Raw genomic sequence first — 12,876 nt, forward strand, 5'->3', positions numbered from 1 at the left:
TACACCTACACCTACACCTACACCTACACCTACACCTACACCTACACCTACACCTACACCTACACCTACACCTACACCTACACCTACACCTACACCTACACCTACACCTACACCTACACCTACACCTACACCTACACCTACACCTACACCTACACCTACACCTACACCTACACCTACACCTACACCTACACCCATGATGCCCGCGTTATCAGCGTTAGGGCGTCACTTTGGCCGTACAAGAATGTAGGTGTCACTGGCAGCAGGGCATCACTGTTTGGTCTACCCGGTATGGAATTCTTTTAGCAGCAGCATTCGATACGTCAGTGCTTGTGCTGTCGTGAGGATCTATCCAGCTATTTTTAAAATGTTTCAAAATGGTTGACCATTTTGAGTGTTGAGGTGTTTTTATTTTTCCTCTGGTACTCAAAGTCAGTGATTGTGGTTTATTTCACTGGGCAGCGATGGTTTTTTTAAACAATTTCATATTGCTGTTTTTAAACACTATTATTTATCAATGAGCATTGGTTTTGAGCGATTTTACTGATGTTTAATGCGCGATTCCGTTATTGTTTAGACTAAAGTTTCGTTTCAAGCCATCGCAATTATCTCTATCTTGAAATGGTCAACCATTTGGAGGTGACTGGAATGAGTCAAACAGCTACCGTGTCGAGGGCTGGTGTTATTGAGGTGCTTCGGCAGCGAGCTTACAAAATTCGCCGCCACGCTCTGCGGATGGGTGAGGTGCAAGGGCAGGGGTACGTTGGTCAAGCGCTCGGGATTGCCGATGTTTTGGCGGTGTCTTACTTCCATGCCCTGAAGCTGGATCCCAAGAACCCTGACTGGGAAGGACGAGATCGTTTCTTGCTCTCTATCGGGCATTACGCCATCGCCTTGTACGCCGCTTTGATCGAGGCTGGTGTTATCAGCGAGGAAGAGATCGAAGACTACGGCAGCGATGACAGTATTCTGCCCATGTCAGGTATGGCCGACTACACGCCGGGCATGGAAATCACCGGTGGCTCGCTAGGTCACGGTCTGGGTATCGGCGTAGGAATGGCGCTGGGCCTCAAGCGCAAAGAGAGCACTTCACGGATTTTTAACCTGCTTTCAGATGGTGAGCTAAATGAAGGCTCGACCTGGGAAGCTGTCGCATCCGCAGCCCACTGGAAGTTGGATAACCTGATTGCCATTGTCGATGTCAACGATCAGCAGGCCGACGACAGGTCCTCCACCGTACTCAACTACGAGCCGATCGCTGATAAGTGGGTTGCGTTTGGGTGGGAAACCTACCGTGTTGATGGCAATGATCTTGAAGCGCTAGTCGAAGCCTTCGACAGTGCGCTAGCAAGTGACTCAAATAAGCCCCGGGTGATTATCTGCGACACCCTGATGGGGCGCGGTGTGCCTTTCCTCGAAGAACGTGACAAGAACCACTTTATTCGTGTTGATGAGAATGAGTGGAGTGTGGCGCTCAAACAGCTCGATGAAGTTTACGGTGTCCAGTAAGGAGGAAATGAAATGAGCGCCAAGAAGAAGCTAAAGACCTCGGCAATGATTGCGTCCATCGCGGGCGAAGACCAGCCAACGACCGCTGCGCCCTTCGGCCATGCGTTGGTAGAGGCTGCTGGGAAAAATCCCAAGATTGTTGGTATGACGGCAGATCTGGGCAAATATACCGACCTGCACATCTTCGCCCAGGCCTACCCGGATCGCTACTACCAGATGGGCATGGCTGAGCAGCTACTCATGATGGCCGGTGCGGGTATGGCACGCGAAGGCTTTATCCCTTTCGTGACGACCTATAGCGTTTTCGCCTCACGCCGTGCTTACGACTTTATTTGCCTAGCGATTGCCGAAGAGAAACTCAACGTCAAAATTGTTAGCGCACTTCCTGGGCTTACCACGGGCTATGGCCCGAGCCACCAGGCTACCGAAGATATCGCTATCTTCCGCGGCATGCCGAACCTGACCATCATCGACCCTTGTGATGCGGTTGATATCGAGCAGTCAGTTCAAGCGATGGTCGATTTTGATGGCCCCGTCTACTTACGCCTACTGCGTGGCAAGGTGCCCCGTGTTTTAGATCGCTTTGAAGGTTACCAATTCGAGATCGGCAAGGCTAAAAGGCTGCTAGATGGAGAAGATGCCTTAATCATCTCTTCTGGGCTGATGACGATGCGTGCGATTGAGGCTGCCGATGAGCTGAGAGAGAAAGGCACCAACGTGGCGGTTTTACACTGCGCCACAATCAAGCCGCTAGATACCGATACCATTCTGGCGGAGGTTCGTCGCTATCCTGAACGTCCCGTCTTCGTGGCCGAAAACCACTCAATCATTGGTGGTCTGGGCGAAAGCATTGCATCGCTGCTGATGAAAGAGGGTGTATCCGTCAAATTTAATCAGATCGGCCTTCCCGATGAATTTCTGGATGCCGGTGCTTTACCCACTCTGCATGATCGTTACGGTATTTCCACCAAGGAGGTGATCAAAACGCTAAAGCAGCACGTTGCCTGAATATACTAACTAAATCAAAAAACTAAGACTCCAGCTACGTTTGATAACCGCTATTTCTAACAACAAATATTTTAATAGAGAGAAACGTCATGAAAAAAACAGTCCTTGCTTCTGTCATTGCCAGCGCTTTTTTCATTAGTGGTAATGCTGCCGCTCAGCAAACCCTGCAACTTGCCCATAACGCGGCGGAAGGTAACCCCAAGTGGGATGCTTCAGAACTCTTCGCAGAGCTCGTCGAAGAAGGAACCAATGGGGAATTAATCGTCGATGTTGGTGGTAATGCGCAGTACGGCGACGATATGGAAGCCATCACTCAGATGAGAATGGGTACCTTAGCGTTTAGTACCAATAGCCAGGGCTCGACATCCAGCGTTGTACCGCAGTTCTCCGTTCTGGGACTACCGTTTCTGTTCAACTCTCTTCCCAGCGCTTGGGAGGTTATGGACGGCGAAGTCGGCGATGAACTGAAAAGGCTTTCTGAAGAGAAGGGGCTTGTACTACTGGCGCTGTGGGATAACGGCATTCGTCATGTCAGCAATAATGTTCGCCCTATTGAGACCCCTGATGACTTGGAAGGCCTTAAGATTCGAACCCCTCCCGATGAGATGACGGTTGATATCTTTGAGGCGCTTGGCGCAAACCCCACCCCAATGAATTTCTCTGAACTCTATATTGCTCTTGAACAAGGGGTCGTTGATGGTCAGGAAAATCCATTAATGAATATTTACTCATCCAAGCTTCACGAGGTGCAGGACTATATTTCCTTAACCGGCCACAAGTATGAGTCAACCCCGCTACTTATGAGCAAGATGGTCTGGGATACGCTTTCACCCGAATACCAAGAAGTGATTCAGCAAGCGGCCGTCGAGGCGGGTGAGTTCAATCGTCAAGCGTCACTTGAGGCCGACGATGCGCTGAGAAGTAAGATGGAAGAGGCGGGTGTCGCTTTTAACGAAGTAAATCCTGAACCTTTCATCGAAGCCACTTCATCCGTTTATGACCAGTGGGCAGAAGAGTACCCAGAATTGGTCGAGATGGTCGTCAATGCGGCTCAGCGTGAAGCGCAATAACGGAAGGGGCTTTTCATGACGCTCTCAATAGAGAGCCGCGACAGTGAAGTGGGCGGGACCACTTCACTGTTAGCGAGCTCAAAGCGTGTGATTTATCACACCTTCAAATGGGTATCCATCGTCGCTGTTGTGGCTATCTTCGTGTCGCTATTACTGGGTGTGGTGGTTCGCTATGTGTTTTCTACCAACTTGGGCTGGGTAGCGGAAGTGCCCAACTTGGTTTTTCCCTGGTTAACCATGTGCGCCATCGTCGCTGCTGCAGCAAGAAACGAGCACATTGGTGTCGAGTTGGTCGTCGAAAAGTTGCCAAGGCTACCCAAGAAGCTAGTGGTATTGGCCATCAACCTAATAGCAATGATCGCTTTTAGCTTCATGGCCGTTAACGGGTTGGATGTCGTTGAAATTGCAGGCTCCCAGCGATTGCCGATAACCCGGATTGGTATGTCCTGGGCTTATTGGTCAGTCGTCGTTGGTTTTATGGGGTTAGCTGTTATTTCGTTCATCAACATCGCAATGGTGCTCACCGGGGGAGATCAATCCTCTGAACCTCAAGTTTCTCACGGGGAGGAAGGGATATGACGGCCCAGATGCTCATTGGCTTTGTCTTGTTGCTGTTAATGGCGATGCCTGTTGGTTACTCGTTGGTTATAAGTGGTTGGGCGGCGCTATCCGTTTTTGGCCCTATGCCATCCAGTATGGCGGTTATGAAGATATTTCAACCGACGCAAAGTTTCCCTCTGCTGGCGATCCCCTTTTTTATACTCTCTGGTGGGCTAATGATGTCCGGCAAACTAGGACAGAAGTTAGTGGGTTTAGCCTCCATGTTGGTGGGTAAATATCACGGAGGGCTCGGCCAGGTCACCGTGGTGGGCTCCACTGTATTTGGAGGGGTCTCGGGGTCTTCTGTAGCAGAAGCGTCCGCACTTGGTTCCATGCTTATCCCTTGGCAAAAGAGAGAGGGGTATCCTGGCGCTTTCGGTGCTGCTGTTACCTCAGCCTCTTCTGTGATTGCTGGCCTGATGCCGCCTTCTATCCCACTCATCCTGTTTGCTACTGTCTCGAACACCTCCATCGCATCACTGTTCATTGCCGCAGTGATTCCCGCACTGATGCTCGCGGGTGGCATGATGCTGGCTTGCAATATCATTGGCAGACGACGCGGGTTCCCACGTCTTACGCTCAAGTACACTGGCGCTGAAATAAGAAACACGCTGTTCACCGCTTTGCCAGCGTTGTTGATGCCGGTATTTATCGTTGTGCTACTGCGTGCGGGGATTGCCACACCCACTGAGGTAAGTGTCATTGCCGTTGCCTATGCGCTGGTGGTCAGTACGGTTATTTATCGGGATCTGACGGCTGAACGCGTCATGAGTGCGCTGGTAAACACAGTGATTACCACGGGCATTGTGATGCTCATTATCGCAGCAGCCAACATTATTGCTTATATTCTGACGTCAGGCGGTGTCCCGCAGGCCGTCGCTCAATGGGCTGTCGAGTATCTAAAACACCCTATCTTGATCATTTTGGCGATCAACTTGCTGATGCTATTTATCGGCATGTTTCTCGATTTGCCCGCTGCCATCTTGCTGTTAGGGCCAACGCTGGTCTCCATCGCCAACGCGATTGGGCTAGATCTGGTGCAGCTTGGCATCATCATGTGCGTGAACCTCAGCATTGGTCTGTTCACGCCCCCCATCGGTACCACTCTGTTTGTCTCTTCTGCTATTGCCCGTGAACGTATTGGCGCCGTGGTAAAGGAGCTGGGGCCTTTCTATTTGGTGGCTATTGTCGTGTTGCTGCTGGTGTCCTACGTGCCAGCTCTGATTATTTACTGAGGTGGTTATGCAAACTATCGCATTTGCAGGGCTTGGCGCCATGGGGTGGCCTATGGCAACCCGGTTGAAAAAAGATGGTTTCCAGGTGCTGGGTATGGATGCCGTTGAGTCAACGGAAACGGCTTTCAACGACCAGGTGATGTCTCCCGAGCAAAAACAGCGCGGACTGACCCGCTGCGAAGCACTTTTTATCATGGTGGTAAATGCAGATCAGGTGCGTTCTGTACTGTTGGGTACCAACAGTATTGAGTCGCTTAGGCAAGGTGCTTGTGTTGTCCAAATGTCGACCATTTCCCCGGACGATGCGGCGGCTATCTCACAAGAAGTCGCGGCGATTAGGCCTGACCTTCACTTCATCGATGCCCCGGTGTCAGGCGGAGTGGTAGGCGCCGAGGCGGGTGAACTCACGATTATGGCAGCGGGCACCCAAGACGCTTTGTCGAAATGCCGTCAAGCGTTTGAAGTGTTGAGCAAAGTTGTGTTTGAAGCCGGGGAGCAGCCAGGACAGGGCTCGGCGATGAAAGCAGTCAATCAACTGCTGTGCGGTGTGCACATTGCCGCTGCTGCAGAAGCGCTGGCACTGGCAGAGAAGAGCGGTATTGATGCCTCAACAATGCTAACGCTGTTACAGGGCTCATCAGCTTCCAGTTGGATGCTGAAGGATCGTGGCCCTCGGATGATCGCTGAGCCCAGTGATATTACCAGTGTGATCGATATTTTCTGCAAAGACATGGGCATTGTCTGCGACTCAGCCAAGACCTCCAAGGCATTTACGCCACTGGCAGAAACCGCGCGTCAGCTATTTGTTTCCAGTGCTGAGCGAGGAGAGGGCAAGTTAGATGACAGCCAGCTGATTCGCACTTACCGACTGCTGAATGGAACGGCCTAAGGGGACACAATGCCCAGTTTTATATCTGTCAGTACCGCGGCTTACGACGGCTATGATTTCGATGTGATTCTGCCATCGCTAGCGCGGTGTGGCATAAGGAATGTGGAGTTTGCCTTTATTGATGGCTATGTAGAGGTCTTCACCGACAGCGATTTTACTGCTGCTTTCGCAGCTGAGCTAAAAAGTGAAATGCAGCGCCATGGCCAGCAGTGCCGCTATTTTTCCGGCCATATTGATTTGGGCATTGAGAACGCAGCCGCCAGGCTTGAAGCGCGCTGTCGTTTTGCTGCGTCTTTAGGGGCATCCTTTGTAATTACCAACGCTGCTACGCGCGAGCGCGCAGGAACCTTCTTTGCACAGGCCGATACCCTGGCTGCGATTGCTGAAAATTATGGTCTGCGCATTCTGCTTGAGAATCCCGGTAATGGTGTTCCCAATTTACTCGACCACGCCAGTGACGCACCCCTCTTGCTTGAGCGGCTGGACTCCCAGGCCTTCGGTATTAATTACGATATCGGCAACCTGTTAGCCCACCGCCCAGCCCGAGAACCGCTTGAAGATGCACGTGCGGCAATGAATATTGCCGATCATTTTCATCTTAAACCCTGTGCGCGCCGTGAGGGCGGCATCGATTTCGTCCCATTGGGAGCAGGAGATGTGAATGACACTGCTCTGGCGTTGGAGCTTCTTCGCCAGAATAAGCCGTTTTCACTCGAGCTTCCATTCCGCCTACATCGCGATGCCAATGCTCAACCTTGGCGTGATGAGCAACCACTGCCACTCGACGTAATCGAGTCGCGCATTTCCTGCTCTCTTATGGAGCTGTCATCACTCCACAAACAACTTACTACAACCCAATAAAAGGAAAACGCTATGTTACTTAAAGACAAGGTATGTATCGTCACCGGCGCCGCAGGTGAAAAAGGCATTGGCTTGAGAACTGCCAAGCTCTTCTATGAGCACGGAGCCTCAGTCGTCATTTCCGATATCAATGAGCAAGCCTGCGAGCAAGTGCGCAGCGAATTTGACCCTGAGCGCTCACAAATAGTGGTTGGAAACGTGGTGAACCGTGATGATTGCTTCAATTTGGCGAAGGCTGTCATGGATAAATTCGGCCGCATTGATGCGCTCATCAATAACGCTGGTATTACTCAGCCGGTAAAGTTCGAAGAGATTTTGCCAGAAGACTATGATCGCATCCTGGATGTTAACCTCCGTGGCATGCTCTATATGTCGCAGGCTGTCGTACCACATATGAAAGCGGCAAAATCAGGCTCAATTATTAACACCTCTTCGGTTTCCGCGCAGAGGGGGGGCGGTATTTTTGGGGGCCCGCACTACAGTGCCGCCAAGGCTGGCATGTTGGGGCTGGGCAAGGCCATGGCACGAGAGCTTGGTGCTTTTGGCATTCGCATTAACTCCGTTACCCCGGGGTTAATTGCTACAGACATCACCGCTGGCAAGCTTGACGATCAGATGAAAGCCAAGATTTTAGAAGGTATTCCGCTGGCACGAATGGGCACCCCCGAGGATGTAGCCAAGGCCTTCCTGTTTTTGGCGAGTGACCTGTCCAGCTACATTACAGGGGCCACTCTGGATGTTAACGGCGGTATGCACATTCATTGATTATGCTAAGCTGCCCCTATACTTACGAAACGGTATAGGGGTGGCGTTTGGATGATGTTATGAGTCAGATCGATCCGAATCTTTTGGATAGACTTAAGGAGTTTGTGTCGGTCTCCGAACTGTCTAAGGATGGCCGGTTAAAGCTTCCTGCAGAAAGAGCGCTGTGTGAACATTTTGATATGCATCGTTCGTCGGTTAGGAACGTCCTTTCGTTATTGCAAAGTCTTGGCTTCATCGAACGCAAGCAGGGTAGTGGCACCTTTCTTAAAATGCCCGAACCTGTCTTTATCCAGCTCTATTTTGAGCTGGCGCTTAAGCTCAACTACATCTCAGTAGACCATCTTGAAACGGCTAGAGAGATGTTTGAAAAAGAGATCGTACAGGCGGCAGCAGTCAACCATCAGCCTCATGAGCTGAGAAGGCTTGAGTTGCTTTGCGAAAAAATCGTGACGTCATCCGATGTTCTTGAAGGGATTCAGGCGGATTATGAATTCCATGAACTGTTGGCCATTATGGCCAAAAATCCTGCCATATTGATTATTTTCCAAGGGTTATCATCGGTATTGAAAAAGGTGCTTCACCAGCGCAGGATTTTGGCCCGGCAGTCTAAAGAGGCACAAAAGAAAACTAACGAGACGCATATTGCTATTGTCGCAGCAGTTAAAACCCGCGACCGGGAGCTCGCGCGTCAAGCTATGCATGATCACTTTGAAACATGGAACCAGCAGACGATGCGCAGCTTTCCCAAAGCTGAGGATTCAAGTCTTTTTGCCGAGTAAGTGCTACTACTTTGCAGCAAAGAGCCTAAACGGCTAGTTAAGCGTCAACCGTCTATGAATTGACTCAGGTAGCGAGCTAACATTCAGATTGCCCGCTACCTAAGCATCTCCACAATTTTAGCAGTGACTTATTTTAGCCCTTGAATCCGTCGATGGTTTTCCAAAGTCATTACCAACGCTTCAGCCGCTTCCTTGCCTTTGGCACGGAAATGGTCATAGAAAAAATCATGATGTGTGCTGTGTTCATGGAAATGATGCGGCGTCAGCACGACAGAAAGTATGGGAATTTCTGTGTCCAGTTGCACCTGCATCATGCCTTCAACCACTGCCTGAGCAACGAAGTCGTGGCGATAGATGCCTCCATCAATAACAAAGCCCGCACCCACAATGGCGCTGTAACGACCTGTTTTGGCTAGCAACTTAGCTTGAAGAGGCACTTCATAAGCCCCCGCAACTTGGAATATTTCTATTTGATCAGCGGAAAAGCCATGCTCACTGGCAAGTTGAGCAATAAATGCTTCTCTGGCTTGGGCAACAATATCGTGATGCCAAGACGCTTCGATAAAGGCAACGCGAGGGAATGAAGAAAGTTGGGTCTGATTCATGGTCATCCTAAGGGGATTGGTTACCAGAACCAGGGCATGAGGCATCCAATAGCACAGCACCCGCATGCGTTGGAACGCTACGGGTAATATCACTAGGAAACCTTCTCTTTTATCCGGACTATTACCGTCGGCTTCGGGATCTCACCGAATCTGCTGTCCTCAACCGTTAGGTGACACCTCTGGTTGAGCGCTCGTGGGCTTATCCGCATCAATAAAGATATGGCATCACCACCGGTGGGGACTTACACCCCGCCCTGAGAAAGTTCGCCATTACTGGCGGAAGACATTATACGCTGGCTGGCCGACAGATACAGATAGCATGACCAAAAAATTAAGATGATGGATGACGTCTTGAAAGGTGAGCTTAGCAACCAAAAGCATACCTCTTCGCCATCATTGAAGCCCAAACCACTGGTTAAGTGCTAGACTACTGGATGTCATTAGCAGGTTAATTATTGCGTCAATAGGGACAGATTTTAAGATTTAGGGAGTCGATGTGAAGGGCGTCGTGTTGAATGCAGGGAGCGCAAAAGCGCTGGCAATATCACTAACCGTTGGCGCCGTTGGCGGTACGCTGTTTCAACTGTCCGGTTTGCCCCTTGCATGGATGCTTGGCCCTCTTATTGCCAACCTAGTGGTCTCTTCACAAGGCGTGAAGGTCGAAGTGCCTGAGCCACTGCGTAACGTATTTCTAGCCGTCATGGGGTTGGTGTTGGGTAGCCAGGTGACGCCGCAGCTGGCTCATCGCGTACTGGATTGGCCGGTTTCTGCTGCTCTCTTGCTGCTGGGAGTAGCCGCCTCCACTGCCGTAGCCGCTGCCTGGTACCGGCGCTGTGGTTTCGACCCCGTCAGTGCCTGGTTTGGTGCCTCGCCCGGCGCGATGACGGCGATGATTCTGTTGGGCGAAAAGTGCGGTGGCGACCCCCAGCGTATTGCAGTCGCGCAGTCGCTGCGCATCATTTTAGTGATTCTTTTTTTGCCGCCGCTATTTTGGGCCTATGAGGGCGGAGGCGAGGGCATCGGCCCTGTTCATAGCAGTTTTGAACACGGCTGGATGCTTCTGATGATCCCGCTGCTGTTGCCGCTAGGACGCTGGCTGCGAATTCCCAGCCCTGCACTGCTGGCACCACTGCTAGCCGCTGCTCTATTATCCGGTGTTGATATTGCCAGTTTCGCTCTCCCAGAGTGGGGGATGAACCTGATGCTGTGGGTGCTGGGCAGTGCCATTGGTTCGCGCTTTAAGGGCATGACGCGAAAGCTTTTTGGCCGCTATTTATGGCAGTCTGGTGTGGCGACGCTGTTAGCGTTGCTGGTACTTGCACTATTTGCCGAGCTGATTCATCAACTGCTAGGGGTAGGGCGCGATGTGGCGCTGCTGGCGCTGGCGCCGGGGGGCATTGGCGAAATGGCTATTTTGGCCGTCGCGCTCAATATCGACCCGGTGTTTGTTGCCTTTCATCACCTGCTGCGCATGGTCACGCTGATGATCATTGCGCCTTTTTGGGCGCGTTGGCTGCTGCGCCACGCTCCTTCTTAAATCTTAAACAATCAAACTGTTACATAAATAAGTTAACGTCTGTCACATCAACCTCAGACACACCAACGCCAGTCACGTAAGGAAGCCTCATGCTATCGCGTGTTTTACAGCCGCTATTTCGTTACTTCGAAACGCGGGTAAACCCTTATCCGGAAGGCGAGGTTAAAACGCCGCCTAAGGGCTTAATGCCGTTTATTGTGCACTTTTCCCGTCCGATGCTGCCGCTGTTGCTGCTAATGACGCTGTTCACGGCGCTGGTCTCGGCGGCTGAAGTGGTTTTCTTTAGCTACATGGGGCAACTGGTCGATTGGCTGGGCAACGTTGAACGTGCAGGCTTTTGGGCTGAAAACGGCCTGTGGCTTGCTGGCCTGGGGCTATTGCTGCTGATCGGTTTGCCGCTGTTGGTGCTGATGCAGTCATTGGTCACCCATCAGAGTATTTTCGGTAACTACCCGATGATCGGCCGCTGGCTATCCCACCGCCATATGCTTAGCCAGAGCCTGGCATTTTATCAGGACGAATTTGCCGGGCGGGTGTCGCAAAAGGTGATGCAAACGGCGCTGGCGATCCGCGAGACCGTCACCAAGGTGATGGATCTATTGGTCTACGCCATCGTCTATTTCACTGGTGCGGCCTACCTGCTGGGCCGGGCGGATCTTTTGCTGCTGATCCCACTGGGACTGTGGCTGGTGGGCTACCTGTCGATCATGCGCTACTTCGTACCGCGCCTGCGCGATGTCTCCATGGCGCAGGCAGACGCCCGTGCCCAAATGACCGGGCGCGTGGTGGACAGCTACAGCAATATCCAAACCATCAAGCTGTTTGCCGACACCGAGCGCGAGCAGCGCTATGCCAAAGATGCTATGGAAGGCTTTATGGTCACCGTTCACCGCCAGATGCGGCTGGTGACGATCATGAGCGTGGGTTTGACGCTGCTCAACACGGCGCTGTTGGTGGGTACTGCGGCCATGGCGATCAGCGCCTGGTACACGGAGGCGATTTCCCTGGGCGTTTTGGCGATTGCCATCGCGCTGGTTATGCGTATCCGCTTTATGTCTGACTGGATATTGTGGGAAGTCGCCGGGTTGTTTGAAAATATCGGCACGGTTCAAGATGGCATGAACACCATCGCTCAGAAGCCCACGATCAACGATGCGCCCAATGCTAAAGCGCTTCAGGTTCCCCATGGCGAAATTGTGTTTGATGCGCTGCGCTTTCAATACGCCCAGGCGAAAGGGGAGAGTAAAAACGTCTTTGATGGACTCAGCCTGACCATCAAGCCCGGCGAGAAAATCGGCCTGATCGGCCGTTCCGGGGCGGGCAAATCCACTCTGGCCAATCTGCTGCTGCGTTTTTATGACTTGCAAGGTGGGCAGATTTTGATTGATGGGCAAAACATTGCCGAGGTGACTCAAACCTCTTTGCGCCACCAGATTGGCATGGTCACCCAGGACACCTCACTGTTGCACCGCTCACTGCGTGACAACATCCGTTACGGCAGCCCCCACGCCAGTGACGAAGACGTTTGGAACGCGGTGTGCCGCGCCCATGCAGATACCTTTATCAATGATCTGGTCGACCCGAAAGGGCGTCGCGGCCTGGATGCCCATGTGGGCGAGCGCGGAGTGAAGCTTTCCGGTGGGCAGCGCCAGCGGATCGCGATCGCCCGGGTGCTGCTCAAAAATGCCCCGATTCTGGTTCTGGACGAGGCCACCTCGGCGCTGGACTCGGAAGTGGAGGCCGCCATTCAAGAGCAGCTGGATACGCTGATGGAAGGCAAAACGGTGATTGCCATCGCGCATCGGCTGTCGACCATTGCCATGCTCGATCGGTTAATTGTGGTGGATGAAGGGCGCATGGTGGAAAGTGGCACGCACCAGGAGCTGCTTGCACGCAACGGCATTTATGCCAGCCTTTGGCAGCGCCAGTCAGGTGGCTTCCTGGGCCTTGATATCGACGGCAACGGCCCCAACCAACAGTAGATACATAAATCAATGTACATATTCGAACTGTACATACTG

The 12,876-nt window shown here is 52.1% G+C and carries 13 protein-coding genes and 1 riboswitch; of the genes, 12 read left to right on the top strand and 1 reads right to left on the bottom strand.

Annotated elements, in window-relative coordinates; all coding sequences use genetic code 11:
- From HALTITAN_RS25140 to HALTITAN_RS20025, 10 genes are all read left to right on the top strand, one after another.
- The coding region (locus tag HALTITAN_RS25140; RefSeq protein ID WP_201764705.1) for a hypothetical protein at window positions 1-303 on the top strand (303 nt) is incomplete at its 5' end.
- Between the two features lie 342 nt (window positions 304-645).
- Window positions 646-1,506 carry a transketolase gene (locus tag HALTITAN_RS19985; RefSeq protein ID WP_039860238.1) on the top strand — a complete coding sequence of 287 codons (861 nt, stop codon included), beginning with the start codon at window positions 646-648 and terminating at the stop codon, window positions 1,504-1,506.
- 12 nt (window positions 1,507-1,518) lie between these two features.
- Window positions 1,519-2,514, top strand: coding sequence for a transketolase family protein (locus HALTITAN_RS19990; protein ID WP_009288166.1), 996 nt, complete (start codon window positions 1,519-1,521; stop codon window positions 2,512-2,514).
- 89 nt (window positions 2,515-2,603) lie between these two features.
- The gene (locus tag HALTITAN_RS19995; protein ID WP_009288167.1) at window positions 2,604-3,584 is read left to right on the top strand and encodes a TRAP transporter substrate-binding protein; all 981 of its coding nucleotides are present in this window, start codon (window positions 2,604-2,606) and stop codon (window positions 3,582-3,584) included.
- 15 nt (window positions 3,585-3,599) lie between these two features.
- Window positions 3,600-4,163, top strand: a complete 564-nt coding sequence (locus HALTITAN_RS20000) for a TRAP transporter small permease (RefSeq protein WP_009288168.1) — start codon at window positions 3,600-3,602, stop codon at window positions 4,161-4,163.
- Window positions 4,160-5,419, top strand: a complete 1,260-nt coding sequence (locus HALTITAN_RS20005; RefSeq protein ID WP_009288169.1) for a TRAP transporter large permease — start codon at window positions 4,160-4,162, stop codon at window positions 5,417-5,419. The genes HALTITAN_RS20000 and HALTITAN_RS20005 overlap by 4 nt, the downstream gene beginning before the upstream one ends.
- Before the next feature lie 7 nt (window positions 5,420-5,426).
- Window positions 5,427-6,308 carry an NAD(P)-dependent oxidoreductase gene (locus HALTITAN_RS20010; RefSeq protein WP_051052158.1) on the top strand — a complete coding sequence of 294 codons (882 nt, stop codon included), beginning with the start codon at window positions 5,427-5,429 and terminating at the stop codon, window positions 6,306-6,308.
- A 9-nt stretch (window positions 6,309-6,317) separates the two neighbouring features.
- On the top strand, window positions 6,318-7,169 hold the full coding sequence (locus HALTITAN_RS20015; RefSeq protein WP_009288171.1) for a sugar phosphate isomerase/epimerase family protein: 852 nt from the start codon (window positions 6,318-6,320) through the stop codon (window positions 7,167-7,169).
- A 12-nt stretch (window positions 7,170-7,181) separates the two neighbouring features.
- Complete coding sequence (locus HALTITAN_RS20020; RefSeq protein ID WP_039860240.1) at window positions 7,182-7,934, top strand: SDR family NAD(P)-dependent oxidoreductase; 753 nt, start codon at window positions 7,182-7,184, stop codon at window positions 7,932-7,934.
- A gap of 59 nt (window positions 7,935-7,993) precedes the next feature.
- The gene (locus HALTITAN_RS20025) at window positions 7,994-8,713 is read left to right on the top strand and encodes a FadR/GntR family transcriptional regulator (RefSeq protein WP_039860242.1); all 720 of its coding nucleotides are present in this window, start codon (window positions 7,994-7,996) and stop codon (window positions 8,711-8,713) included.
- 128 nt (window positions 8,714-8,841) lie between these two features.
- On the opposite strand, the gene HALTITAN_RS20030 is transcribed toward HALTITAN_RS20025, so the two are convergent.
- A complete protein-coding gene (locus tag HALTITAN_RS20030; protein WP_039860244.1) occupies window positions 8,842-9,318 on the bottom strand; it encodes a 6,7-dimethyl-8-ribityllumazine synthase in 477 nt (158 codons plus the stop codon).
- Window positions 9,319-9,415: 97 nt separating this feature from the next.
- A riboswitch (FMN riboswitch) is annotated at window positions 9,416-9,584 on the bottom strand.
- Between the two features lie 230 nt (window positions 9,585-9,814).
- Here HALTITAN_RS20030 and HALTITAN_RS20035 point away from each other — a divergent pair.
- Together HALTITAN_RS20035 and HALTITAN_RS20040 are read left to right on the top strand one after the other, a co-directional pair.
- The gene (locus tag HALTITAN_RS20035) at window positions 9,815-10,855 is read left to right on the top strand and encodes an AbrB family transcriptional regulator (RefSeq protein WP_009288173.1); all 1,041 of its coding nucleotides are present in this window, start codon (window positions 9,815-9,817) and stop codon (window positions 10,853-10,855) included.
- Window positions 10,856-10,944: 89 nt separating this feature from the next.
- On the top strand, window positions 10,945-12,837 hold the full coding sequence (locus HALTITAN_RS20040) for an ABC transporter ATP-binding protein (RefSeq protein ID WP_009288174.1): 1,893 nt from the start codon (window positions 10,945-10,947) through the stop codon (window positions 12,835-12,837).
- Window positions 12,838-12,876 lie beyond the last annotated feature (39 nt).

Source organism: Vreelandella titanicae BH1, from assembly GCF_000336575.1.
Classification (GTDB): domain Bacteria; phylum Pseudomonadota; class Gammaproteobacteria; order Pseudomonadales; family Halomonadaceae; genus Vreelandella; species Vreelandella titanicae.

What these genes read in the sequence shown, in the direction of transcription:
- HALTITAN_RS19985 (WP_039860238.1), top strand. Translation starts at nt 646, where the DNA reads ATGAGTCAAACAGCTACCGTGTCGAGGGCTGGTGTTATTGAGGTGCTT.
- HALTITAN_RS19990 (WP_009288166.1), top strand. Translation starts at nt 1,519, where the DNA reads ATGAGCGCCAAGAAGAAGCTAAAGACCTCGGCAATGATTGCGTCCATC.
- HALTITAN_RS19995 (WP_009288167.1), top strand. Translation starts at nt 2,604, where the DNA reads ATGAAAAAAACAGTCCTTGCTTCTGTCATTGCCAGCGCTTTTTTCATT.
- HALTITAN_RS20000 (WP_009288168.1), top strand. Translation starts at nt 3,600, where the DNA reads ATGACGCTCTCAATAGAGAGCCGCGACAGTGAAGTGGGCGGGACCACT.
- HALTITAN_RS20005 (WP_009288169.1), top strand. Translation starts at nt 4,160, where the DNA reads ATGACGGCCCAGATGCTCATTGGCTTTGTCTTGTTGCTGTTAATGGCG.
- HALTITAN_RS20010 (WP_051052158.1), top strand. Translation starts at nt 5,427, where the DNA reads ATGCAAACTATCGCATTTGCAGGGCTTGGCGCCATGGGGTGGCCTATG.
- HALTITAN_RS20015 (WP_009288171.1), top strand. Translation starts at nt 6,318, where the DNA reads ATGCCCAGTTTTATATCTGTCAGTACCGCGGCTTACGACGGCTATGAT.
- HALTITAN_RS20020 (WP_039860240.1), top strand. Translation starts at nt 7,182, where the DNA reads ATGTTACTTAAAGACAAGGTATGTATCGTCACCGGCGCCGCAGGTGAA.
- HALTITAN_RS20025 (WP_039860242.1), top strand. Translation starts at nt 7,994, where the DNA reads ATGAGTCAGATCGATCCGAATCTTTTGGATAGACTTAAGGAGTTTGTG.
- HALTITAN_RS20030 (WP_039860244.1), bottom strand. Translation starts at nt 9,318, where the DNA reads ATGAATCAGACCCAACTTTCTTCATTCCCTCGCGTTGCCTTTATCGAA.
- HALTITAN_RS20040 (WP_009288174.1), top strand. Translation starts at nt 10,945, where the DNA reads ATGCTATCGCGTGTTTTACAGCCGCTATTTCGTTACTTCGAAACGCGG.